Here is a 22,670-nt window from a genome sequence, read left to right as displayed (position 1 = left end):
GACTCACCCTAACTATGACAACGAACCATCATAAATTGGGTTAATTATTTTTATTCTTATTTTAGGAGTTAATTATTATGGCAGATTCAAACAAACCTGAGCCAAAAAAACATAGCTTTGAAGCTGAAGTCGCGCAACTATTACATCTAGTCACCCACTCGCTTTATTCAAATGCGGATATCTTCGTGCGTGAGCTAGTGTCAAATGCGTCTGATGCCTGTGACAAGTTGCGTTTTGAAGCCAATCAAAACGACGCGCTGTATGAAGGTGACAGTGAACTACGCATTCGCATCGATATTGATAAAGATGCCAAAACCATCAGCTTTATCGACAATGGTATCGGTATGAATGAAGCCGATGCGGTAGAGCATTTGGGTACTATTGCCAAATCAGGCACCAAAGCTTTCTTAGAAAAATTATCCGATGCACAAAAACAAGACGGCAATTTGATTGGTCAATTTGGGGTGGGGTTTTATTCAGGTTTTATCGTAGCGGACACCATCACGGTGGAATCGCGTAAAGCAGGTGAGCCTGCCAGCCAAGGCGTACGCTGGGTTTCAGATGGCACCGGTGAATTTACCACCGAAACCATCGAAAAGCCTACCCGTGGCACGACAGTGATTTTACATGTTACCGACGAACACAGCGAATACCTTGACCGCCACAAAATTAAATCTTTAGTCAATAAATACTCTGACCATATCAGCTTGCCCATCCAAATGCGCAAAGAAGTTTGGCAAGAAGAACTCACTGACGCGCAAAAAACTGCTAATTCAGAAGCAGGGGGCGAAACTGCCAAAGGTGAGATGCCCCAAGGTCAAATGATAACCACTGACGAATGGGAAACCATCAACCAAGCCAATGCCCTATGGACGCGCTCACCTTCAGAAATTACAGACGAAGAGTATCAAGAATTTTATAAAAATCTTACCTATGACTATGATGAGCCGCTAACTTGGACGCACAACCGTGTCGAAGGACGTCTACAATATACCCAGCTGCTATATATCCCTAAAAAAGCGCCGTTTGACCTGTACCAACGTGAGCAAAAACACGGTCTAAAACTGTACGTCAAACGTGTATTTATTATGGATGATGCCGAGCAGTTATTGCCGATGTATCTGCGTTTTGTCAAAGGGGTGATTGATACCGCGGATTTACCGCTCAATGTCAGCCGTGAAATCCTGCAAGAGTCTCGCGATGTCAAATCTATCCGCGATGGTAACGCCCGCCGTATACTGACTGTGCTAGCTAGCCTAGCCAATAGCGATGAAGCCGAAAAACAAGAAAAATATAAACAATTTTATGCTGAATTTGGCAACGTCTTAAAAGAAGGCTTAGGTGAAGACCAGAGCAATAAGGATAAAATTGCCAAATTATTGCGCTATGCCACTACCACTGATGACAATGTGGTAACAAGCTTTGACGACTATAAAGGTCGTATGAAAGACGGTCAAAAAGCGATTTATTATCTAACAGCTGAAAACCTTGCCGCCGCCAAAGCCAGTCCGCAACTTGAAGTGTTCAAGAAAAAAGGCATTGAAGTCATCTTGATGACCAACCCCGTTGATGAATGGGCAATGAACTTTATGTTTGAGTACGATGGTACACCGCTACAAAACATCGCCAAAGGCGCGGTAGACTTGGGCGATTTGACCGATGAAGCCGAAAAAGAAGAAGCCAAAAAAGCGGAAGAAACCTTCAAGCCTGTGGTAGAAAAACTCAAAGGCGTGTTAGGTAGCCGGGCTAAAGATGTGCGCGTGTCAAATCGTTTGGTGGATAGCCCTGCTCTGCTCGTTACCGCTGATGGTGAACTATCGCCACAGATGATGCAAATGCTCAAACAAATGGGTCAACCTGTGCCAGAGAGCAAGCCAATTTTGGAAGTCAACCCAAACCATCCGCTCATTCAAAAATTGGAAAGCGCAGAGCAGTTCGATGACCTTGCGCAAGTGATTTTTGACCAGGCATTACTTGCCGAAGGCGGTCAGCTTGAAGACCCAGCCGCTTATCTAAAACGCGTCAATGCGTTGTTGATGAAGTAAGTTATTTTGCTGACTTCAAAATAAAACTGATAAACAAAAACCGAAGCCTAGGCTGTTATTTAGGCTTCGGTTTTTTTTGAAAACCACCGCCATCGTATCGGCTAGTGGTTGTAAACACTACTATTTCATCAGCGCTCTGCCAGCATACATTGTTTGGGTATTTGCTTGCGATTGAGTGAGGTGATACAGCCCCAACTACCCTCGACTTTACTATCACCAATGCGGTACATGGTCAGCGTCTGACCATTGAGCCAGCGATTGGGAAACGGCACGCCTCGTACTGTCGCTTGAATCATACAATGACTGTCAGTTGGAATGCTTTCTGCTTGGGTCAGCACTCTTAGCACCACTTTTTGGTTATCTGTGCTTAGCGGTGTATTGACAGGACATTGACCGGTGGCTTTATAGATGGCATCGACTCGTCCCTGTGCGCTTTCTACGATATCAAGCACTTCAAACAGCGTGGCATTGGCTTTTTGTTTGGCATAAATCGGCAAAAACTGCACTTGTATCACAAACAAAGAAAACGCATAAAACCCAAACGCCAGCGCCAAACCCACCAAACTTACACCGCCATGCCTGCGGATATGAGCGAGCTGTTTTTCTTCATCCCGCGGATACATTTCAATGGCATCGGCGATTTCACGGCGCGCCATCCGATAATAATAAGCATCGCTCCAACGTGCCACCATCACCGACCAAAACAGCCAAATCGCAAGCCCAATGCCAATACGTAGCGGCATACGAATTGCTTCATCAAGATTGCGTATCAATAAGTACTCTATCGCTACCAAAATGATGGTGACATTGAGCTGAATAAATGACCATCCCGCCACCGAATAGACAATGCTATCTAAGAATCGCTTACGGTATAACAGCCAAGGAAACGTCATCAAAAACCCTGCCCAATGCCACTTTGCTGTCAATCGCCCTGCCTGATCAAACTGGGCAAAACGCTTGAGATAATACGCCTGCGAACGATTGCCGATAAAGGCTTTGTCATACATCAGACGCTGTTTATCAGTTAGCTGTGGCTGCCAAAATGGCGGCGGTGATGTTTTTTCAAGAAATAACATGGCGATTAGGGATTATCCATTGGTTGTTTTCACTTGTTGAGGTTTTCACTTTTTGGGGTTTTCACTTATAATAGCCGAATTTTATCACAACCACCCTTTATCACACCAACTACGATTTTTGCAAATGATGACACCCCAACCTACCCAAACTTCTCAGACAGTCGATGCGGCTAAACCCGATGCCCCATTGCTTTCGCCCAATCCATCCACTACCCCACAACCGAGTGATGAAAACTCTTTATCCCCGCACTATCGCGCCATTCAAACTTTTATGAAGCGTAAAACCCATGTAGGCAAAAAGGCAGAAGCTGGGTTACAGTCAGACTTTGCCCATTTTTTTGTCCAGCCCAATTTGGACGCAATTCAAGCAATGGATATCAGCGGCATAACCAATTTGCGTGAGCTATTTTCAAACCCTGATGCGCCTTTGACAGTTGAAATTGGCTTCGGTATGGGCACAAGCTTGGTGGAAATGGCAAAAAATGAGCCAACACGAAACTTTGTCGGCATTGAAGTGCATGAGGCAGGACTGGGTAACTGTGCATTTTTGGCAGGGGAACTGGGTCTAAATAACCTCAAACTCATCAGCGGCGATGCCATTGCCCTGATGCAGCAATTACCGGCGGCGCATATTGACACACTGCAGTTGTATTTTCCTGACCCTTGGCAAAAAAAGCGCCATTACAAACGCCGTTTTGTCAGTGCTGATCGCATGAAGGTGGTGGAACGGGTGCTTAAAAAAGGCGGCATATTTCATGCGGCTACCGATTGGGAACATTATGCCCACTGGATGATTGAAGTCATGGATAGTTTAACCGCGTTTGAAAATGTCGAAGGCAAAAACAGCGAAGGTATAGGTAACTTTTTACCGCGTCCCGATTTTCGCCCCCTGACTAAATTTGAAAAACGCGGTATGGAGGAAGGTCGCGCTATTTACGATATTATGTATCGCAAAGTTTAGCGCGTTGACAATTTTATGCCATAAACAGGATAATCACAGCGATTATCCTTTTTTTATGCCTAAAATTTTTCTACAATGTGACTTTTCGTTATTAGATGGTATCTATCAGGATGTCGATTAGCGTGTGATGCCACGTAAAATCTCTATGACTGCTAGCAATTTTTAGTGGTTTTATTACCTTGAATCAGGATGACCTTAGGAGTGATGGGATGACACCCGTTTATATTACATTTACGTTGTATTTGATTTTGGTATTGGGCATCGGGTTTGCGGCATATTTTGCCACCCGTAACTTTGATGACTATATTTTGGGTGGCCGTAGTCTGGGCAGTTTTGTGACCGCGATGTCGGCGGGTGCGTCAGATATGTCAGGATGGCTGCTGATGGGGTTACCTGGGGCGATTTATGTATCAGGCTTAAGTGAATCTTGGATTGCAATTGGCTTGGTGATTGGTGCGTATTTTAACTGGCTTTTGGTGGCAGGTCGACTGCGGGTGCATACTGAGTTTAATAACAATGCGCTAACTTTGCCTGAATACTTTCACCACCGCTTTGGCGCCAACAATAAATTGATTAAAATTGCTTCAGCGGCGATTATTTTATTTTTCTTTACCATTTATTGCGCCTCAGGCATTGTCGCAGGTGCGCGGCTATTTGAAAGCTTGTTTGAAATTGACTATACCACGGCTATGTGGCTAGGGGCATTTGCCACCATTATCTATACCTTTATAGGAGGATTTTTGGCGGTAAGCTGGACGGATACGATTCAAGCAAGTTTGATGATTTTTGCGCTGGTATTTGCGCCCATCATGGTTTATTTAAATTTAGGCGGTATGGATGAAATCCAGGCGGCGGTCAGTATGGCGGCACAGGCAAATAACAAAAACTACAGTAACTTGCTGTTTGGTACGTCATTGGTCGGTATCATCAGTGCGGCTGCGTGGGGCTTGGGTTATTTCGGTCAGCCGCATATTTTGGCGCGTTTTATGGCGGCAAATTCGGTCAAATCACTAAATAATGCCCGTCGTATCGGTATGACTTGGATGATTTTGTGCCTAGCAGGCGCGGTAGCGGTCGGTTATTTTGGGCTTGCCTATATGACGGTGCATCCTGAACAAACTGCCATTTTAAAAGATAACAACGAGCGTATCTTTATCGGTTTGGCACAATTGTTATTTAACCCTTGGATTGTCGGTGTGGTATTGTCCGCTATTTTGGCAGCGGTCATGAGTACCCTCAGTTGTCAATTATTGGTATGCTCAAGCGCGATTACAGAAGATTTTTATAAAGGGTTTATTCGCCCTACTGCCACGCAAAAAGAACTGGTTTGGATTGGTCGCTTTATGGTGCTTTTGGTTTCAGCGATTGCCATTGTCATCGCCCAAAACCCAGACAGCAAAGTGTTAGGATTGGTCTCTTATGCTTGGGCAGGATTTGGCGCGGCGTTTGGTCCTGTGGTGTTGATGTCGTTATTTTGGCGACGTATGACTGGCACAGGTGCATTGGCGGGTATGCTTGTAGGCGCGTTGACGGTCATCGCTTGGAAACCATTAACCGGTAGCAGTCTTTATGAAATCGTACCAGGCTTTATTTTAGGCATGATTGCCATCTATGTGGTGTCGCTGTTAACGCCCGCATCTGATAAAGTCATGGCACGTTTTGATGAAGCAGCAACCGCTTTTAAAAATGCTCGTTAACACATTGGCGATACACCGTGCAGACGAAACGCTAAATTTTTGAAAAAAATTGCAGATTATCCTTGACGAGATAGGTCGAAATACGCATAATATGCGACCACAAGACAGACACAAAATGTCTATCCTACATGGCGATGTAGCTCAGCTGGTTAGAGCGCACGACTCATAATCGTGAGGTCAAGAGTTCAAGTCTCTTCATCGCCACCATATCAAAAAAGCCAATAACTTAATGTTATTGGCTTTCTTATTTGCCAAATGTGTATTTGTGCCTTGAAATCTCGTCGAAATTTACCATAATAGTATCAACGTGCCAAAATATTATATTGGTTACTGTCATACTCCCCTAATCTCTCAACCTTATGATTTATCACAACTATAAAAACCCATAAAAGGAAGCACTCTTGAGCGATACTATCAGCAGAACGGTCGATTTATCATCTCTAAAAGCCCACCAACTCAAAACCTTACTTGGCGAATACAATAACCACATTAAGTACCTTGAACATCGTCTATCAGTCCACATTCACCAACGCAAAACCGATTTTGTGATTTCAGGTGAGCTTGATTCAGTCGCACGTGCTGAACGTATCTTGGCACAGCTTGCCGATGAAGCACAAAGCAACGACGTCATCTCGCCAGAAGATTTGCACCTGCTCGTGCAAACGAGTTTTAGCCGTGAGCAAGATTTAGCGCTAGAGAATGATGCCGCTAGCGCAAATGGCAGCGAGCGCGCCGATAGCACTGAATTCACCCCGATTAGTTTGAGAACCCGTAAAGGAAAAATCATCCCACGCGGTTACAACCAACAGCAATATGTCAAAAAAATCTTACTCTCTGATGTCTCGTTTGGCGTAGGGCCTGCAGGTACGGGTAAGACTTACTTGGCGGTGGCTTGTGCGGTGGATATGCTAGAGCGTAATGAGATTGAGCGTATTTTGCTGGTGCGCCCTGCGGTAGAAGCAGGGGAAAAACTGGGCTTTTTACCGGGGGATTTGACCCAAAAAATCGACCCTTATCTACGCCCACTTTATGACGCTTTATATGAAATGCTAGGGTTTGAAAAAGTGGCAAAACTGATTGAAAAACAAGTCATTGAAGTAGCCCCCCTCGCTTACATGCGCGGTCGTACCTTAAATAACTCGTTTGTGATTTTGGATGAAGCACAAAACACTACCCCTGAGCAGATGAAAATGTTCTTGACTCGTTTGGGTTTTGGCTCGCGGGCGGTCATCACGGGCGATATGTCACAGGTGGACTTACCTCGCGGCACCAAGTCAGGCTTGCGTCATTCGCTAGAAATTCTGGCGGATATTGAAGAGATTCATGTGACGCGGTTTGATAGCAAAGATGTGGTACGCCATCAATTGGTTCAAAAAATCGTGCAAGCTTATGATAAATACGATGAAGCGCAAGAAGCGATTAAAGAAGCCAAAAAGCAATCGCGCCTACTTGAACAAAGCCAAGCACAGTCACAAGCCGCAAGCTCGGCTATCGGGGTGACGGATAACAATGCTCCGATTGATAAAGCCCCGATTGATAACACACCGATTGATAACACACCCATTGATATAGGTATCGCGGAGTAGCTTATGTCATCAGCTTTGCCAACCCAAATTGATTTAGCAGGTGATTTAGCTGGCGCTTTGCCGCAAGCGCCGCTTGGTCAAGTGCCGATGAGTCAAGTGATAATTAGTTTTGCCGAAGACTTACTTGAACTGCCAAATTTTGGCGAACTTGAAGTCTTGTACCAACAAGACAAGATTGCCGCTATTTTGCAGCAAGTTCTGCAGTATTTTGAAACCCATCAAGACACTACCGAGATACCTAGTCAACTGGGCGAATTTATCTTTCAAAAAACCGTTGAATTAGAAATTTATGTCACGGAGCCTGTGGAAGCTCGCGCCATCAATTTAGATGCGCGTGGCAAAGACTACGCCACCAATATTTTATCCTATGCCAGTGAGTTGCCTGAAGCTGTACTAGAATTACTGCCCGCACTGCCGCTAGGTGAACTAGTGATTTGCCATGCGGTGGTGGTCAGTCAAGCCCCTGAGCAAGGCAAGACAGTAGAGCAGCATCTGACCCATTTGCTGGTGCATGGTATGCTGCATTTGCTGGGTTTTGACCATGAACTTGGGCAAGCTGAGCAAGATGAAATGGAAGCGATTGAAATCGCTGTCCTTGATAAGTTATCCGTTGCCAACCCTTATGAGTAAAATTTCAATTGAGTAAATCTATCACCAAATCAGGTATTGGCATCATCTACGCGGGCGGCACTTTTGGCAGTTATGGCAAACCGCTTGCTAGCTTAGATGCTGATATTTTTTTACCTGTGTTATCACAGATTTTACAGACCCATTTTGCCACCTACCCCAACCATGCACACGACCCTGTGGATTGGCGGATATTGGATAATAATGTCATTAAAGACAGTAGCCAGTTAACGCCTGCCGATTTTGCGCATTTTTATCAATTGATACTACAAGCCATTGGGCAAGGGCTTCGCCAATTTGTGGTGCTAACAGGCACCGATACGCTCAGCTACCTTGCGGCTTTTTTGGCAGAGTGTTTTGCGGGTAGTCATATCAGTATTGTGGTGACAGGGGCGATGAGACCTTTGCTTGATAGCAATGTGTTAACCGATTACCTTATCGACACGCAGAGCGATGCCACGCAGAATTTATTTGATGCCTGCAAACTAGCCCGTCATGGTGAGCCTGGGGTGCGGGTGTGTTTTTCTGGTGAAGATTGGCCTGCGCAAACGGTGCAAAAAATTCATAGCCATGATTTAATGGCGTTTGTGGGGCACCACCGTGCTGGTTATCCCGCCAATAGCTATACCGCAAAAATCACTCAGGCTCAGCATCAACTTTGGCTAGAAGATCGGTTGAGTGAATTGTCGCAAGTCTTTGACAGCTTGTCCCATGCCAATATTGCCACGCTCTATTTGACGCCCGTGGATACGCAGTTGCTCGCCACTCACTTGGATAATTTATTGTCTGAAAAACCTGATGCCATCATTATTTTGGCATTTGGTGCAGGTAATGTACCGTATGCCGAATCCATCAAAAACCAATTATTACAGGCGAAAAAACAAGGCTGTCTGGTTGCAGTGACGACCCAATGCGCGTATGGCGGCGTCAGCCAAGCGTATGAGGCGGGGGCATGGCTGGCTCAATGTGAGGTTTTGATGACGGGACGGTTGACTTTACCTGCGATATTTGTGCGTCTGCTTTGGTTGATTGGCAGTTATGACACCCCTGCTCGCCGCCGTCAGCGTTGGGCGCATTGTCTAAAAGATACCCACACCGTCGCCTAATAACTGATTAGTTGTTATACTAGGCTTTTTTATCGTAGGTTTTGGCGAAATTGGCTTTTTTATGACTGTAAATACTTATGCGATCAGCATCGAATTTATTGGTACTGGCTATCGCGGCTGGCAACGACAACAAGAAGTTGATAGTATTCAGCAGCATGTTGAAGCAGCGTTATCAAAGATAGCCAATGAACCCATAGAAGTCATCGCTGCAGGTCGTACTGATGCCGGTGTCCATGCGTCAAATATGATAGCCCATTTTCAGACCAGTGCCACGCGTCAGCCTTATAATTGGCTGCGTGCCGCAAATTCTCTGCTACCTGATGATATCGCGGTGCGCTGGATACAAGTGATGCCCGCTGAGTTTCATGCGCGCTTTTCTGCCATTGCTCGACGCTACCGCTATATTACCCTCAACCACCCCTTTCGACCTGCGATACTCAATCAGCAAATTACCCATGAATACGCCCCGCTTAATGTCCAACTGATGCAGCAGGCAGCGACCTATCTGGAAGGCACTCATGATTTTACCAGTTTTCGTGCCGCTTCCTGCCAATCTAATCAGCCTGTGCGCCATGTCCATTTTGCCAAATTGATTCAGCATGGTGAGCTGTTGGTACTGGATATCCAAGCCGATGGTTTTTTACATCACATGGTGCGAAATATTATGGGTACGTTATTTGAAATTGGGCGCGGTGAACAGCCAGTCGCATGGATTGAAGCATTGCTGCTGAGCAAAAATCGGTCACTTGCGGCAGCAACCGCCTCTGCCGATGGGCTGTACTTTATCAATGCGCTGTATCCACCCCAATTTCAATCACTGTTACCGGTAACAAGGCTATCCCCTATTTGGCTAAATTTGCCTGAATAAGGTCGCGATGCGCGCAAATCTTTTAGCTGTTTTTTTCAATTGATTGATTTAGGGGTTAAAAGTTGCGATAACACACGCATCAGCGTATAATCTACATTTATACATTTGACTCATAGATATAGGTATTATGGCAAAAAAAGACGATGTAATTGAATTTGAAGGCGAAGTGGTCGATACTTTACCTAACACATTATTTAAAGTGCGTTTAGAAAATGGGCATGAAATTATTGCGCATATTTCTGGAAAAATGCGTAAGAACTATATTCGTATCTTAACGGGCGATAAAGTTAAAGTTGAAATGACACCTTACGACTTATCGAAAGGACGTATTACTTATCGCGGTCGATAGTTGTTTAGCTAGATATAGTCAGTAAAAAGAGGGTGTTAACTCATTGGGTTAACACCCTCTTTTTTTCGTGACTGCTCAGGTCAATAAATTCTTACAAAAATGTGATTATACGGTTGTCAATTGTTAAAATTTTGATTATTCTTTGACTGACGAAAGGAAGGTATTACGTCAATTTTAATTTACCGATAAGTTTTTGTTAAATTAGCTGTTAGACGTGATGATTAAAATCAAACAGGGAGTTTCACATGTCATTTAAAATTTCTTCTCTTGCGCTAGCTGTTGCTACGCTTTCTACTGTTTCTATCGCAAACGCCGCAGGTCTAGACCGCTCTACCCAACCAAGCTGGGCTTTTACTGAGGAAGGTACTTTTGCCTATGTTGAGCACATTACCATCGATCCAACAATCGAGGGTAAAGATAACGCAAAGGTTGCGACAACTGACGCAAACTTTACCGCTGGTCGCAATGTCCCTGATATGGCTGATGATTACCAATTTTTAAACTTCGGGGCAAAAGCCGATGTCAATGATACCATCAGCGTAGGGGCATTTTTTGATCAACCTTGGGGCGCAGATGTTGAGCTTTCTGGCGATAACAACTTTGTTGGTGCACCAACTTCTATAGTGAATGGTATCTATGCGCAGGTAGCAGCGGGATTGCAAAATGCAGGTATTGCACTGCCTGTTACCAATGCTACAGAACTGCAAACCGCTATCTCAACCATCCAAAATCAAGTTACTGCAGGGCAAGCGCGATTAGATGCCGCAAACACCCAATTGACTCAAGCCCAAGCCGCTTTGGCTGCTAACCCTGCATTAGCGCCTGTTTTAACACCACAAATTACTGCACTTCAACAAGGGATTGCTGCAGGTACTACCCAAGTTGCGGCTGGTAACCAAGCAGTTAATACTTTATCTACCGCACAAACGGCATCACAAAATTTATCTCAAGTTACAGGTGCTACCAATGCTTCTATCAGCAGCCAAAATTTCACAGGACTGTTGGGGGTAAAACTGGGTGAAAAGAAAAACATTCAAATCTATGGTGGTCCTACGATTCAGCGTTTAGAAGGTGATATCCACTTACGTGGTAACGCTTATAAAACTGCCTCTGGGTATGATGCAAATATTGCTCGTGATACGGCTTATGGCTGGATGGCTGGTATTGCTTATTTAAAACCTGAAATTGCCCTCAAAGCCGCGTTAACTTATCGCTCTGAAATCGACCACGACGTCAATATGACGGAAAATCTTCCTGCACTTGGTGCAGCGGGTGTCGGCACCAATGAGATTACTATCACCACGCCAAAATCTGTTAACTTAGATTTCCAAACAGGTCTCAATCCAACAACCCTTTTAACCGCAAAAGCACGTTGGGTGCCTTGGAGTGATTTTGCGATTAAACCAAAAATTTATAATGCAGCAGCAATAGCTAGTGGAAATGGTGACCTTAATTTGGTTTCTTATGACGATGACGCTTGGACTGCTGAAGTCGGTCTAGGTAAGAAACTATCGCCACAATTGGCTATTTCGGGCGCTGTGGGTTATGACTCAGGTGCAGGCAATCCTATCAATTCTCTAGGACCTGTCGAAGGTAACTGGAATGTGGGCTTGGGAGCAAAATACAATTTGACACCTGAATGGGCTGTCTCAGGTGGCGTTAAATACTTAATGTTTGGTGATGCCAAAGCGAAACTACCCGATGGTAGCATTGTTGGCGATTTCCAAGACAATGATGGCTGGGTATACGGTGTACGTTTATCTTACCAAAAGAAATAAGCTAACTTTCAATAACATGAAAGCCAATCTGCTCATCAGGTTGGCTTTTTTTATGTGTCTAGTTAATCAATTGTTGATACAGTAAGCCCTTCATGATTATTACATAGGTGCCGCTTCAACCATATATTGTAGGGTTTAATTTGCAAGATTGGTCAGTGCTATGGTGAGATTACCAATGCTTGGTACCGTGACGCCATTGGCTTTTTTTGGGTAAAGTTTGGCTTTTTGCACTTGTTGGCAAATAAATTTATCCACCGCTTGATCACCCGATGTTTGCGTAATCCTGCATTTTTCCACGCCACCTTGGGCATTGACATTAAGTTTTACTTGTAGGCTTGATAGCTGTTTTAGTGTCACGATACGGGATAAATTGGGCGGTAACTGCGTGTTCGGTCGTTTCTGCCAACTTGCCTCCGCATTGCCAAAGGTGATGGGTGTTGCTGGTTTTGCTGACGAATTAATAGCTGGGACATCGGGGATAGCTGAAATAACTGGGCTAACGGGCTGATTTGGCGTTTTTTGTATTTGAGGGCGCATCGAGTCTTTAGATGATTTAGCACGCTCATCGTGAGTTATAGGTTTTAAAGCATTATCGGCATTGGTATGGCTTTGGTTGATAGTAGCTGATTTGGACTGAGTAAGAGATTGGCTATTATTTAAATTTATGTTACGTTCTATTTGCACCGCTTGCTGTTGTTTATAATGGGCGTTGTTTTCATGGGCGTTCAGTAATGGCGGGTTAGGAATATCCAGGGTTTTTGCTTGATTTTCAGTTTGAATTTGACTTTGACTTGTTTTAGATAACGCAGTTTTAGGTTGACTGGCTTTTTTTTGGTTAGTCGAATTATCCATCGTTGGTCTGCGTTCGATTGGCTTGTGGTTATTATCTTTTGCTGGGTGATTCACCGGTTTAGCGGGTGTAGGGTTTGGTGTTGGGAACGGTTTTTCCTTAATATCAGCCGCTTGTGTGTTAGTGCTAGGATAAGCTTGCTTGGTAGGGTTTGCATGATGGATAACCATAGGCGGTTGTGAATGGTAGGTTTGTGAGGGGTGTTGAGGTTTCATCTGGATAAAGCTAATTTCTAGCGGCTGTGTGGTTTGCGGTTTGATCTTTAATGGCGTTTGGTACTGAAAAAATAGATACAGCAGTAGCCCATGTAACGCGGTAACGATGCCAACTACCACTACCCTAATATATAGTTTTGACGATTTGTTATCGGATGATGGGGTAGATAGCATAACAGGGGAATCGCTTGATGCACGCTTTAATGATGACAGATGATATTGCCATGGTAATATAATTGTGCCATAAAGTCGCTTGTCCATTGACTTCCTCCCCTCCCTAAAGCGAGGGGATTCCTTCTGCAAGACGGTGAAGCCCCACCGCAAACCTTAAATAGTGGCAACCGCCCGTACGACACACCGTACATTTAAGGTTCTTATTTTAAACTAATCCTACCGTTAGGATTGTCAATAGACACGGATTAGCTTAAGTGTGTGTTTGGAATGTCTTACCAGTTAAGTTACTGCGTACTCGCAATTTAGTCTTAACTTAACTGTTGAGTGCAAGACATTAAATATAGTGATATGAGTATAGCAAATCTTATAGAGTTAAGCAATTGCCTTATATCCACCGCCTAAAGGCGGTGGTTTTACGGCAAGGTCAGATAATGACGCTTTTTTGCCTATCAATTGATTCAGCGGGCTTGGCAAGGCAGGCATTTTTTGCATGGGTGGCAATCCAATCTTTATGCAAGAAAAAACCTAAAATGAATAAAATTCATTATTTTTAAATTTTAATTCGTTTTTATTCATCTTAATTTTAGCGTATAACTGTCTTTGTACTTTTAGCCGTGACGATTTTTAGTAATCGTAGGGTGCTAAAAGAAATTTTTTTTGCGCGACTATTACGGAGATTATAGACATGACTTTACCGATTGATTGTCATATCAAAACCATTGCATTTGATGAAAACTACCAACCTGCCAAAGATACTAGGCTGACTACCAACTTTGCCAATCTGGCACGGGGTGAACACCGCAAGCAAAACTTACGCAATACCCTACAAATGATTAACCATCGATTTAATGACTTGGCACATTGGGACAATGTGACGGGCGACCGCTATCAGGTCGAGCTTGAAATTGTATCTGCCCATCTTGAGATAGCGGGTACCAAAGACAGCTTTCCGGCTATTGAGATTTTAAAAACCGTTATCTTTGACACCCATACCCAGCAGCGAATCGATGGCATCGTGGGTAACAGTTTTTCTTCCTATGTGCGCGATTATGACTTTAGTGTATGGCTGTTGGCGCATAACAAAAACCAGCCATCGTTTAGCGTGCCCGAGCGGTTTGGGGATTTGCATGGTAAGTTGTTTGAGTATGTGCTGAACTCGCCTGCCTATCGTGAGCAATTTAACAAACCACCGGTGATTTGTCTCAGTGTGTCAACCACCAAGACTTATACCCAAACCGCCAATTGTCATCCGATTTTGGGCACTGAATATGTACAAGACGCGTATTCGCTAACGGATGAATACTTTAGCAAAATGGGGTTATCGGTGCGTTATTTTATGCCGCCAAAATCAGTGGCACCTTTTGCGTTTTATTTTAAAGGTGATTTGCTCAACGACTACACCAACCTTGAGCTTATCAGCGCGATTAGCACGATGGAAACGTTCCAAAAAATCTATCGTCCTGAGATTTATAACGCCAATACCGTAGCAGGTCAAAGTTATCAGCCCAGTTTAAATCATGAGGATTATTCACTGACCAAAATCGAGTATGACCGTGAAGAGCGCAGCCAGCTAGCGATTCAACAAGGTCAATACACAGAAACCCACTTTATCAAACCCTATCAAACCTTGTTACAAAACTGGTTAAATTCGCAAGTCGCTTAACCCAAGTAGCTTAACCCAAGTAGCTTAGTAAGTCGCTTAAGCAGTTTTTGCTGACACCCAACAATTAAAGAGAAAACAATGACGACACTTTTTCCAACATCAACGGCAGGTAGCCTGCCTAAACCAAGCTGGCTTGCCGAACCTGAACAACTTTGGTCACCTTGGAAGCTGACAGACAGCGCGCTTGTCCAAGGCAAACAAGACGCGTTATTAGTATCATTGCAGCAGCAATTAGCGGCAGGCATTGATATTGTCAGTGATGGCGAGCAAACCCGCCAACATTTTGTCACCACCTTTATTGAGCATCTAGATGGGGTTGATTTTGCCAATCGCGCTACGGTAAAAATTCGCAATCGCTATGAAGCCAGTGTGCCGACTGTGGTAGGTGCGGTGTCGCGCCCGCAATCGGTATTTGCGAAGGACGCCAAATTTTTACGTCAGCACACAGACAAACCTATCAAATGGGCGCTACCTGGACCCATGACCATGATTGATACCTTAAGTGACCAATACTACGGCAGCCGCGAAAAACTGGCTTGGGAATTTGCTACCCTACTCAACCAAGAAGCCAAAGAACTCGAGGCGGCAGGGGTTGATATTATTCAATTTGATGAGCCTGCCTTTAATGTATTTTTTGATGAAGTTAATGATTGGGGCATTGCGGCACTCGAACGTGCTATCGAAGGGTTGAAATGTGACACTGCCGTCCATATCTGTTATGGTTATGGTATCAAAGCCAATACCGATTGGAAACAAACCTTGGGCAGTGAATGGCGACAGTATGAAGCCATCTTCCCCAAACTACAGCAATCGGCGATTGATATGGTGTCGCTGGAGTGTCACAATTCGCGCGTACCGATGGAACTTATCGAATTGATTCGTGGCAAAAAAGTGATGGTGGGCGCGATTGATGTGGCGACGCATCAGATAGAAACGCCTGAACAAGTGGCAGAAACGCTGCATAAAGCCTTGCAGTTTGTGGATGCCAAAAATTTGTACCCTTGTACCAATTGCGGGATGGCGCCGCTCCCCCGTGATGTGGCACAAGGCAAGTTGTCTGCCTTAGCACAAGGCGCCAAGCTCGTCCGAAATGACTATTTAGCCACGCATCAATTGGACGACCTAATAATTTAAAAAGTACTTTGGAAAAAACAATGGTTGACGTTACTGATTTTAGAAATGCCATGTCGATGTTATCGGCTGCGGTCAATGTGGTCACTACCGATGGCCCTGCGGGTCGTCATGGCTTTACTGCATCGGCGGTGTGCAGTGTAACCGATACCCCACCGACCTTGCTGGTATGTATGAATACCGCCTCACGCTCGTATGAATATTTCGTGCAAAACAAGGTATTGGCGGTGAATGTGCTGGCTGATCATCATGCACCATTATCCGCGGTTTTTGCCTCAAAACTCGAAGCGCAAGCGCGCTTTGAGCATGGCACATGGCATACCTTGATGACCCAATCACCGATTTTGGACAATGCCTTGGTGAGCTTTGATTGCCAAATCGAGCAAATCCAAGAAGTCGGCACACACGGGATTTTTATTTGTCGTATCGAAGCCATACAACAAGGCAAAGACCAGACAGGCTTGGTGTATTTTAACCGTGAATACCATGCCGTCAATAAAATTAAAGTTGATACGCCCAGCCAACCATAATGCCAAGCACCGAGTCAGATTTTGTACAATCCCAGCGAATTAATGCTAAAGTAGTCACTCATATCGGTAGTTACAGAATTTAGGATGACTGATGGCGATTATTAAGTCTTTGTTGGACACGGATTTATACAAATTTACCATGCTACATATGGGGCAAACACCGCTCAACATCGTCCTACAACTGGTTGAATGTAACGGGCAATCATGGCAACGTATGCCATGAATTTGGACGATTTAACTATTATTGGACATCAATACACCAATACTTGGTAGTCACATAGTCTTCAATCCCATATTTTGAACCTTCACGCCCAAAGCCTGATTGCTTCACACCCCCAAACGGTGCAACTTCGGTTGATAACAGCCCGGTGTTTTGGGCGACCATACCATATTCAAGCCCCTCACACACTTTCCACGAGCGAGCTAGACTTTGGGTATAAAAATACGCCGCTAGTCCATAAATCGTGTTGTTGGCATGGGCAATCACTTCCTCATCGCTATCAAACACAAACACGGGCGCAATCGGACCAAAAATCTCTTGAGTAGCAATGTCCATGTCATCGGTAATACCCGTGATAATGGTCGGTTCAAAGCTTAAATCTGACGCGCTGTGTTTCTTTCCACCGGTGACCACGGTCGCGCCTTTGTTGACCGCATCTTCAAGTAACTGCTCGACTTTGTCCATGGCGTCTTTATTAATTAGTGGACCGATATTTGTGCCCTCTGTCATACCGTTACCGACTTTTAAGGCTTCTACTTTTTGTTTGAAGATGGCTAAAAATTTGTCTTTGATACTTGCTTGCACATACACGCGATTGGCACAGACGCAGGTTTGCCCCGCGTTACGGTATTTGGAAGCGATAAGCCCACTTGCCGCTTTTTCTAAGTCGGCATCATCAAAGACGATAAAGGGCGCGTTGCCGCCAAGCTCCATTGAGAGTTTTTTGACCGTGGAGGCGCACTGCGCCATCAAAGTGCGACCAACTTCGGTGGAGCCAGTGAATGACAATTTATGGATACGCTCATCTTGGGTGAGCACTTCACCAATCACTGAAGATTTACCGGTGACGATTTGTAGCAAGCCTGCAGGAAAGCCTGCACGTACCGCCAGCTCCCCTAGCGCCAGTGCGGTCAAGGGTGTTTCAGTGGCAGGTTTGACAATTATGCTGCAGCCAGCGGCCAAGGCAGGGGCAACTTTGCGGGTAATCATGGCGGCGGGGAAATTCCAAGGGGTAATCGCTGCGCATACGCCAATCGGTTGTTTTAACACCACGTAGCGTAGGTCTTTGTTGGTGCTAGGGATGATGTCACCATAGATGCGTTTGCCTTCTTCGGCAAACCAGCGAATAAAGCTATTGGCATAGCCGATTTCACCGCGCGATTCGGTGATTGGCTTGCCTTGCTCGGCGGTCATAATTACTGCCAAATCTTCTTTATTTTGGTCGATCAAATCTGCCCAGTTGTTTAAAATAGCGGCGCGCTCGTTGGCGGTTTTTTGTGCCCAGTCTATTTGCGCTTTGTGGGCGATGGCGACGGCGTCGATGACTTGGGATTTTTCTAGACTGGGTATGGTGGCAATCACTTGGTTGTCAAATGGATTGGTGACATCAATGGTGTCGCCTGTCGTGGCGTCCGTCCATTGGTTGTCAATGAGTGATTGGGTTTTGAGTAAGGTTGGGTCTTTGATTGGTAGCATTAGGAAGTCCTGTTCGTTATGTTGTTATGAGGATAGTGAAAACTTTTTTATGATAAGCGGGTCAATGCCGTTTATTATAAGCGGATAGCGGCTGTGTGGAAAAGCGTCATTATATTGCAGCAGCTGTCTATGCAGTAAAATCTAGACAGTAAAATGAGTCGGTGAAACTTGCCGCTGCTTTAAATCTTTTCTTGGACGTTTTTCTTTAAAGTTTTTGTTGGAAATTTTTCTCACTGCGCTGCGGGTAAATGCCGCTGCATAAAATCATTGACCTTGTTAAAGGTGGGATAAAAAGACTGTAACGGTGTTGCCAGTCCAATGACGATGCCTGCATGAGTGGCAGGGACTTGCACCCGTTCCACCTTGCCGCCTGCTTGGGTCAGCGCTTTTTGTAGGCTATCAGCATTTTGTGGGTAGACAAGCCTGTCTTTACTGCCTGTGACCAACAAATGCGGGGGTACATCTTGGCGGATATGATACACAGGCATCACTTGCTGGCGGGTGCTATCAGCTGGAAAGGCAACTTTGGTAGTACCGCTACGAAAATCGTAATCATACGGCCCTGCTAGTCCAATCACGCCTAATATTGCCTTATTGGGAATGCCGGTGGTTTTCCAAAAACGGCTATCATCCACCGCAGATACCACATTAAACGCCCCTGCCGAATGCCCCATGACAAATAGCTGATTAGGATTGCCGCCATATTGGGCGATATTGCGATACACCCAACCCATGGCGCTGGCTGTATCGAGCACATAATCTGGGAATACGTTTGCAGGGGCTAAGCGATAATCCACCACCACTGTGGTGTAGCCCGACTTGGCAAACTGCTTACCGGCAAAGCCATAGGTTTGGCGTTTGCCATGTTGCCAGCTGCCCCCGTATACAAATATCAACACAGGGTGACGCTGACCGTCTGCCGGGGTATAAATATCGAGTTGTTGCCGGGCATCTGTGCCATAGGCAATATTTTTGATGATTTTAATACCATTTGATACCGTGCTAGTGCTATCAGCTTTTGCTGCGATGGGTGCGTTTTTTGTCGCCATGGCATGACAGCCTGTCAAACTTAACCCCACAATGGCTATAACCGCAGCAGCGCCAAGTTTGAATTTATTCAAGCGGACGGTGGCGGATGACGGGTGTTTTGTAGCGTGGGTCAATGAATTTGGCATAGGTTTCTCTTTGTTAAGGGTTTCTCTTTTTTAAGCAAGTAAGTTTTTAAATCAGGACGTTAAATTTGAAATGATTAAATATTTATGTAAGAGGATGGTTTTTTGTTAAGTATAATCGCTTATAAGCGTTAATCAAATGCCTGCTGTAGTGAATTAGTAACAGCGGTAACCTTATGTTGGATATCGTTATGTGTGATGCTATTTATTATTTAACTTACACCAGTAAAATCACCTTACTAGGCGCGATTAATCCGTTTACTTTCAAAACTATCGAGCAGATTTCTAGGCAAAACAATCATGCTCAACACATCACGGGATTTTTGCTATTCAAAAATGGGCATTTTTTTCAATACTTGGAAGGGGATAAGGCATTGGTCACTCACCTGTACCAAGATTTACTTAAAGATTATCGCCATAAAAATTTAAAAATAATTACCGAGGGTTATCGGGAGCAGCCGCGGTTCAAAAAATGGGATATGTACTGTATTGACATTGATAAGGATGTGAATAATTTATCCATTAGCAGACTATTTCAAGCGTTTAACCCCACCGATTGGCAGTCATCGGAGGTGAACGAGCTAATCACAGATATGCAAACACAGCACCATAAAAATAATTAAAATTTTTACCCTAAAAAAATTTATAAACTTTAATTTATTTTTGTATGAATTAAGGGTTATACTTTAGTTTTAATAAAAGATGCTAAATTAATAATAACATTAAAAATTATTATGCTACACTCAAAGTAACATATAAAGAGTATGGCTGAGGAGTTCTACGATGATGTCTCCCCCTACTTACTACCTAACTTATACCAGTTCGCTTACTTGGTCAGCCGCTTTAAAGCCCAGCACATTTACCCAGATTTATCAAAGTGCCAGAGATAATAATCAAAAAACCGGCATCATGGGTTTTATCCTATTTAAAGATGGTCGCTTTCTGCATTTTATGGAAGGTAGTGAAATGTATATAGCGAATTTGTACCTCGCTATCACCCATGATAAACGCCACCATAAAATTCACCTTATCCATCAAGGTACCACCCCTGCTAAACGCTTTAAGCAATGCGATATGCTATGCGTGACACCCGGCATATCCCATACAGTCCCAGTAATTAGCGAGCTGTTAGCAAAGTTTGAAACCTACCAATGGCAGACCGAACAGGTCGAGCAATTACTCAATGATATGGTTGCATTCTATGAGCGCGATGCTGCTGATATTGCGCCCTACCAAGTCAAAACAGGAAGCTATATCGGCGCCATCATCAAACACCGTGTTAGAAAACACCTTTTTTTCATGTTCACCATCATCACGGTTCCATGGTTGGTGATATTTATGTTGTTAATTGACCTGTAAATTTTTGCCAATCTGATGGCAAAAAAGGCTAACCATTAAACGCTTACGCAAGCGCAAGATAGCGACGCGGTTTAAACTCAATTGTTGCGACGTCTTTATTGGGTATTTGGTAGTCTTCACTGTAGGCTCATACCCTATCGCGTTAATCAATGTTTGCTATTAATAGTTGCTTTTTAAGAACAATAAACTGATGAAAAACATACCTAATATCAGCAGTTGAATGATTAAATATTTTTTATTCTGCCGCATAAAGCGGCGATAAACCACCGAGAAAAAACTGCCTGTTTGGGGTGTCATGCCAAGCAAATGGTTTTTTGCCATTAGTGACATCACCTCATGTACGTGAGCTTGGCTCCAATGATAAATATCAAAGTCGTACACCATATCTGGAAGATTAAGCAGTTCAAGGGTTTGGGTTTTTTCATCCATGTTATAACAATTCATCAGCCATTGCTGATAATAGCGTTTTTCTAACTGTCCCTGGTCTAACACCACCATCTCTTTATGTCGTCGGTCTTGCTTTATGGTGTTAAATAATTGTTCACATACCGCTTTTTGACCTTCAATATACTGCAAAAATTTGCCATCCTTAAACAATAAAAACCCCGTAATATGATGGTGTTGATTGTTGGACTGGGCTTGCTCGCGAATATCAGTGAATAAATTGTGGTCAAAAATTTGGGTCAAATTTATTTTACTGGCGTAAACATAATACTGAATTTGATGATTCATGACATTTTCCGAAAATTTGTGAGGGAAGCCAGTTGCAATAAATTTTCATCGGTTAAAAAAAACTTAATCTTATGACACCTAGAATTGGTCTCATAAAATTAAGCTACAATACAGCATCAAGCGCAGTGCTAAACTCTCTAAAATGGACCTGAAAATAAAATGAACTTGAAACTTGCCATTTAGCATCTTTAGGTCTGCATAAAAATTGTACTATGATACTGTCAATCCGTATTATTTTATATAAATGGCATTCTACATAAATTTTTCAACCAAAGATACGTCAAACTTAGCTTTGGCAATCTTGTTTGCCTGCGCCAAAGCAATATCTGCATCAGTAGGCCCCGCCCATTGACACGCTTGCTGATAAAATAATGATAAGATAGTTCTAAACCCTGCTGTATCCGCATCGGTCAACGACATTGTCAACGCACTTTGTTTGTCCCCACCAAAAAACTGATCAAAAAAGTGAATCATGGTTAAGGTTAAAGCCTGATTGGTTTCTGCCTTGCGAGCTAATAGCCCAAAACCACGGGATTTTGATGAATTATGATGCTGATGAATCGTCTGCCGGACACTGTCTAAAATTTGGCTGCCCAATAATGGTGAAAATTGCGCCATAAAACTATCAATCAGTAACTCAAAGGCGGCCATTTGGTTAGATGTTTGGCTAAATATTGGGCTAGATATTGCGTCAGGTTTTTGGTTAGAGATAGCTACTTGACTGGATGATGGGTAAGTGACTGGGCTATTTTGCCCCAAATTAGGGATATCATGGGTCATCGATTGGGGGTTGGCTGCACCCATTTGGTAATCACTCAGCGCTTTCATCAAACTTCGACGGATATTTGAGCGATATTCTTTGGTTGCGTTGTCTTGCGTAATTTCATGGACAAAACGCTGGATTTGGTAGGGCGTAATATCGGCATAATCTTTATGAAAGATGTCCATGGCTTTACGTATATCAGCATCTTTTAAAAACGGTGTTAACGCAGATTTGATAGTAGCTTCTTTGTTCATGACGGTGCCAAATATTTAAAGTTAATAAAATTACAATT

21 protein-coding genes and 1 tRNA gene are annotated in these 22,670 nt (G+C 43.9%); 16 read left to right on the top strand and 6 right to left on the bottom strand.

Going from position 1 to position 22,670, the window contains the following annotated elements; genetic code table 11:
- The first annotated feature begins 77 nt into the window (after window positions 1-77).
- The gene (gene htpG / locus RTN07_RS01480; protein ID WP_312175020.1) at window positions 78-2,045 is read left to right on the top strand and encodes a molecular chaperone HtpG; all 1,968 of its coding nucleotides are present in this window, start codon (window positions 78-80) and stop codon (window positions 2,043-2,045) included.
- Between the two features lie 128 nt (window positions 2,046-2,173).
- On the opposite strand, the gene RTN07_RS01475 is transcribed toward htpG, so the two are convergent.
- On the bottom strand, window positions 2,174-3,121 hold the full coding sequence (locus RTN07_RS01475) for a pilin (protein ID WP_144917449.1): 948 nt from the start codon (window positions 3,119-3,121) through the stop codon (window positions 2,174-2,176).
- A 124-nt stretch (window positions 3,122-3,245) separates the two neighbouring features.
- Between RTN07_RS01475 and trmB the strand changes: the two genes are divergently transcribed.
- The 9 genes from trmB to RTN07_RS01430 all read left to right on the top strand — a co-directional run bounded on the left by trmB (window position 3,246) and on the right by RTN07_RS01430 (window position 12,093).
- Window positions 3,246-4,082 carry a tRNA (guanosine(46)-N7)-methyltransferase TrmB gene (gene trmB / locus RTN07_RS01470; RefSeq protein WP_312175017.1) on the top strand — a complete coding sequence of 279 codons (837 nt, stop codon included), beginning with the start codon at window positions 3,246-3,248 and terminating at the stop codon, window positions 4,080-4,082.
- Window positions 4,083-4,291: 209 nt separating this feature from the next.
- Window positions 4,292-5,779: a sodium/proline symporter PutP gene (putP, locus tag RTN07_RS01465; RefSeq protein ID WP_312175015.1), complete on the top strand. Its 1,488-nt coding sequence runs from the start codon at window positions 4,292-4,294 to the stop codon at window positions 5,777-5,779.
- Window positions 5,780-5,909: 130 nt separating this feature from the next.
- Window positions 5,910-5,986 (top strand) — tRNA-Met (locus RTN07_RS01460).
- A 194-nt stretch (window positions 5,987-6,180) separates the two neighbouring features.
- On the top strand, window positions 6,181-7,365 hold the full coding sequence (locus tag RTN07_RS01455) for a PhoH family protein (RefSeq protein ID WP_312175013.1): 1,185 nt from the start codon (window positions 6,181-6,183) through the stop codon (window positions 7,363-7,365).
- Window positions 7,366-7,368: 3 nt separating this feature from the next.
- Window positions 7,369-7,995 carry an rRNA maturation RNase YbeY gene (gene ybeY / locus RTN07_RS01450; protein ID WP_312175011.1) on the top strand — a complete coding sequence of 209 codons (627 nt, stop codon included), beginning with the start codon at window positions 7,369-7,371 and terminating at the stop codon, window positions 7,993-7,995.
- 8 nt (window positions 7,996-8,003) lie between these two features.
- Window positions 8,004-9,098, top strand: a complete 1,095-nt coding sequence (locus RTN07_RS01445) for an asparaginase (protein ID WP_312175009.1) — start codon at window positions 8,004-8,006, stop codon at window positions 9,096-9,098.
- Between the two features lie 61 nt (window positions 9,099-9,159).
- Window positions 9,160-9,966 carry a tRNA pseudouridine(38-40) synthase TruA gene (truA, locus tag RTN07_RS01440; RefSeq protein ID WP_312175008.1) on the top strand — a complete coding sequence of 269 codons (807 nt, stop codon included), beginning with the start codon at window positions 9,160-9,162 and terminating at the stop codon, window positions 9,964-9,966.
- 127 nt (window positions 9,967-10,093) lie between these two features.
- Window positions 10,094-10,315 (top strand): translation initiation factor IF-1, encoded by a 222-nt coding sequence (infA, locus tag RTN07_RS01435; RefSeq protein ID WP_007116282.1) that lies wholly within the window; start codon window positions 10,094-10,096, stop codon window positions 10,313-10,315.
- Window positions 10,316-10,560: 245 nt separating this feature from the next.
- The gene (locus tag RTN07_RS01430) at window positions 10,561-12,093 is read left to right on the top strand and encodes an outer membrane protein transport protein (RefSeq protein WP_312175004.1); all 1,533 of its coding nucleotides are present in this window, start codon (window positions 10,561-10,563) and stop codon (window positions 12,091-12,093) included.
- 135 nt (window positions 12,094-12,228) lie between these two features.
- Here RTN07_RS01430 and RTN07_RS01425 read toward each other — a convergent pair whose 3' ends face one another.
- Window positions 12,229-13,332: an energy transducer TonB gene (locus RTN07_RS01425; protein WP_312175003.1), complete on the bottom strand. Its 1,104-nt coding sequence runs from the start codon at window positions 13,330-13,332 to the stop codon at window positions 12,229-12,231.
- Between the two features lie 685 nt (window positions 13,333-14,017).
- Here RTN07_RS01425 and RTN07_RS01420 point away from each other — a divergent pair.
- The 4 genes from RTN07_RS01420 to RTN07_RS01405 all read left to right on the top strand — a co-directional run bounded on the left by RTN07_RS01420 (window position 14,018) and on the right by RTN07_RS01405 (window position 16,879).
- Window positions 14,018-14,995: a DUF1852 domain-containing protein gene (locus tag RTN07_RS01420; RefSeq protein ID WP_312175001.1), complete on the top strand. Its 978-nt coding sequence runs from the start codon at window positions 14,018-14,020 to the stop codon at window positions 14,993-14,995.
- 78 nt (window positions 14,996-15,073) lie between these two features.
- Complete coding sequence (locus RTN07_RS01415) at window positions 15,074-16,129, top strand: methionine synthase (RefSeq protein ID WP_278932183.1); 1,056 nt, start codon at window positions 15,074-15,076, stop codon at window positions 16,127-16,129.
- 20 nt (window positions 16,130-16,149) lie between these two features.
- The gene (locus RTN07_RS01410) at window positions 16,150-16,656 is read left to right on the top strand and encodes a flavin reductase (protein ID WP_144917429.1); all 507 of its coding nucleotides are present in this window, start codon (window positions 16,150-16,152) and stop codon (window positions 16,654-16,656) included.
- Window positions 16,657-16,747: 91 nt separating this feature from the next.
- Window positions 16,748-16,879 carry a hypothetical protein gene (locus RTN07_RS01405; RefSeq protein WP_312174998.1) on the top strand — a complete coding sequence of 44 codons (132 nt, stop codon included), beginning with the start codon at window positions 16,748-16,750 and terminating at the stop codon, window positions 16,877-16,879.
- 18 nt (window positions 16,880-16,897) lie between these two features.
- Here the strand turns inward: RTN07_RS01405 and RTN07_RS01400 are convergent, their stop codons facing one another.
- Together RTN07_RS01400 and RTN07_RS01395 are read right to left on the bottom strand one after the other, a co-directional pair.
- Window positions 16,898-18,352 carry an NAD-dependent succinate-semialdehyde dehydrogenase gene (locus tag RTN07_RS01400; protein WP_312174996.1) on the bottom strand — a complete coding sequence of 485 codons (1,455 nt, stop codon included), beginning with the start codon at window positions 18,350-18,352 and terminating at the stop codon, window positions 16,898-16,900.
- A 230-nt stretch (window positions 18,353-18,582) separates the two neighbouring features.
- The gene (locus RTN07_RS01395) at window positions 18,583-19,527 is read right to left on the bottom strand and encodes an alpha/beta hydrolase (RefSeq protein ID WP_312174993.1); all 945 of its coding nucleotides are present in this window, start codon (window positions 19,525-19,527) and stop codon (window positions 18,583-18,585) included.
- Between the two features lie 188 nt (window positions 19,528-19,715).
- Here RTN07_RS01395 and RTN07_RS01390 point away from each other — a divergent pair, with 188 nt between their 5' ends.
- Both RTN07_RS01390 and RTN07_RS01385 read left to right on the top strand, forming a co-directional pair.
- Window positions 19,716-20,147 (top strand): BLUF domain-containing protein, encoded by a 432-nt coding sequence (locus tag RTN07_RS01390; protein WP_312174991.1) that lies wholly within the window; start codon window positions 19,716-19,718, stop codon window positions 20,145-20,147.
- Window positions 20,148-20,307: 160 nt separating this feature from the next.
- Window positions 20,308-20,883, top strand: coding sequence for a BLUF domain-containing protein (locus tag RTN07_RS01385; RefSeq protein WP_312174989.1), 576 nt, complete (start codon window positions 20,308-20,310; stop codon window positions 20,881-20,883).
- 159 nt (window positions 20,884-21,042) lie between these two features.
- Here RTN07_RS01385 and RTN07_RS01380 read toward each other — a convergent pair whose 3' ends face one another.
- Both RTN07_RS01380 and RTN07_RS01375 read right to left on the bottom strand, forming a co-directional pair.
- Window positions 21,043-21,615, bottom strand: a complete 573-nt coding sequence (locus tag RTN07_RS01380) for a BLUF domain-containing protein (protein ID WP_050324187.1) — start codon at window positions 21,613-21,615, stop codon at window positions 21,043-21,045.
- Between the two features lie 252 nt (window positions 21,616-21,867).
- Entirely contained in the window at window positions 21,868-22,632 is a 765-nt protein-coding gene (locus RTN07_RS01375; protein ID WP_312174985.1) for a hypothetical protein, read from the bottom strand.
- Window positions 22,633-22,670: the final 38 nt, after the last annotated feature.

Source organism: Moraxella sp. CTOTU46934, assembly GCF_031979465.1.
Classification (GTDB): domain Bacteria; phylum Pseudomonadota; class Gammaproteobacteria; order Pseudomonadales; family Moraxellaceae; genus Faucicola; species Faucicola tetraodonis.
This window is presented reverse-complemented; position numbering and strand designations above follow the sequence as displayed.

Coding starts and splice junctions, on each gene's coding strand:
- htpG (WP_312175020.1), top strand. CDS start 78: ATGGCAGATTCAAACAAACCTGAGCCAAAAAAACATAGCTTTGAAGCT.
- RTN07_RS01475 (WP_144917449.1), bottom strand. CDS start 3,121: ATGTTATTTCTTGAAAAAACATCACCGCCGCCATTTTGGCAGCCACAG.
- trmB (WP_312175017.1), top strand. CDS start 3,246: ATGATGACACCCCAACCTACCCAAACTTCTCAGACAGTCGATGCGGCT.
- putP (WP_312175015.1), top strand. CDS start 4,292: ATGACACCCGTTTATATTACATTTACGTTGTATTTGATTTTGGTATTG.
- ybeY (WP_312175011.1), top strand. CDS start 7,369: ATGTCATCAGCTTTGCCAACCCAAATTGATTTAGCAGGTGATTTAGCT.
- truA (WP_312175008.1), top strand. CDS start 9,160: ATGACTGTAAATACTTATGCGATCAGCATCGAATTTATTGGTACTGGC.
- infA (WP_007116282.1), top strand. CDS start 10,094: ATGGCAAAAAAAGACGATGTAATTGAATTTGAAGGCGAAGTGGTCGAT.
- RTN07_RS01430 (WP_312175004.1), top strand. CDS start 10,561: ATGTCATTTAAAATTTCTTCTCTTGCGCTAGCTGTTGCTACGCTTTCT.
- RTN07_RS01425 (WP_312175003.1), bottom strand. CDS start 13,332: ATGCTATCTACCCCATCATCCGATAACAAATCGTCAAAACTATATATT.
- RTN07_RS01420 (WP_312175001.1), top strand. CDS start 14,018: ATGACTTTACCGATTGATTGTCATATCAAAACCATTGCATTTGATGAA.
- RTN07_RS01415 (WP_278932183.1), top strand. CDS start 15,074: ATGACGACACTTTTTCCAACATCAACGGCAGGTAGCCTGCCTAAACCA.
- RTN07_RS01410 (WP_144917429.1), top strand. CDS start 16,150: ATGGTTGACGTTACTGATTTTAGAAATGCCATGTCGATGTTATCGGCT.
- RTN07_RS01405 (WP_312174998.1), top strand. CDS start 16,748: ATGGCGATTATTAAGTCTTTGTTGGACACGGATTTATACAAATTTACC.
- RTN07_RS01400 (WP_312174996.1), bottom strand. CDS start 18,352: ATGCTACCAATCAAAGACCCAACCTTACTCAAAACCCAATCACTCATT.
- RTN07_RS01395 (WP_312174993.1), bottom strand. CDS start 19,527: ATGCCAAATTCATTGACCCACGCTACAAAACACCCGTCATCCGCCACC.
- RTN07_RS01390 (WP_312174991.1), top strand. CDS start 19,716: ATGTGTGATGCTATTTATTATTTAACTTACACCAGTAAAATCACCTTA.
- RTN07_RS01385 (WP_312174989.1), top strand. CDS start 20,308: ATGATGTCTCCCCCTACTTACTACCTAACTTATACCAGTTCGCTTACT.
- RTN07_RS01380 (WP_050324187.1), bottom strand. CDS start 21,615: ATGAATCATCAAATTCAGTATTATGTTTACGCCAGTAAAATAAATTTG.
- RTN07_RS01375 (WP_312174985.1), bottom strand. CDS start 22,632: ATGAACAAAGAAGCTACTATCAAATCTGCGTTAACACCGTTTTTAAAA.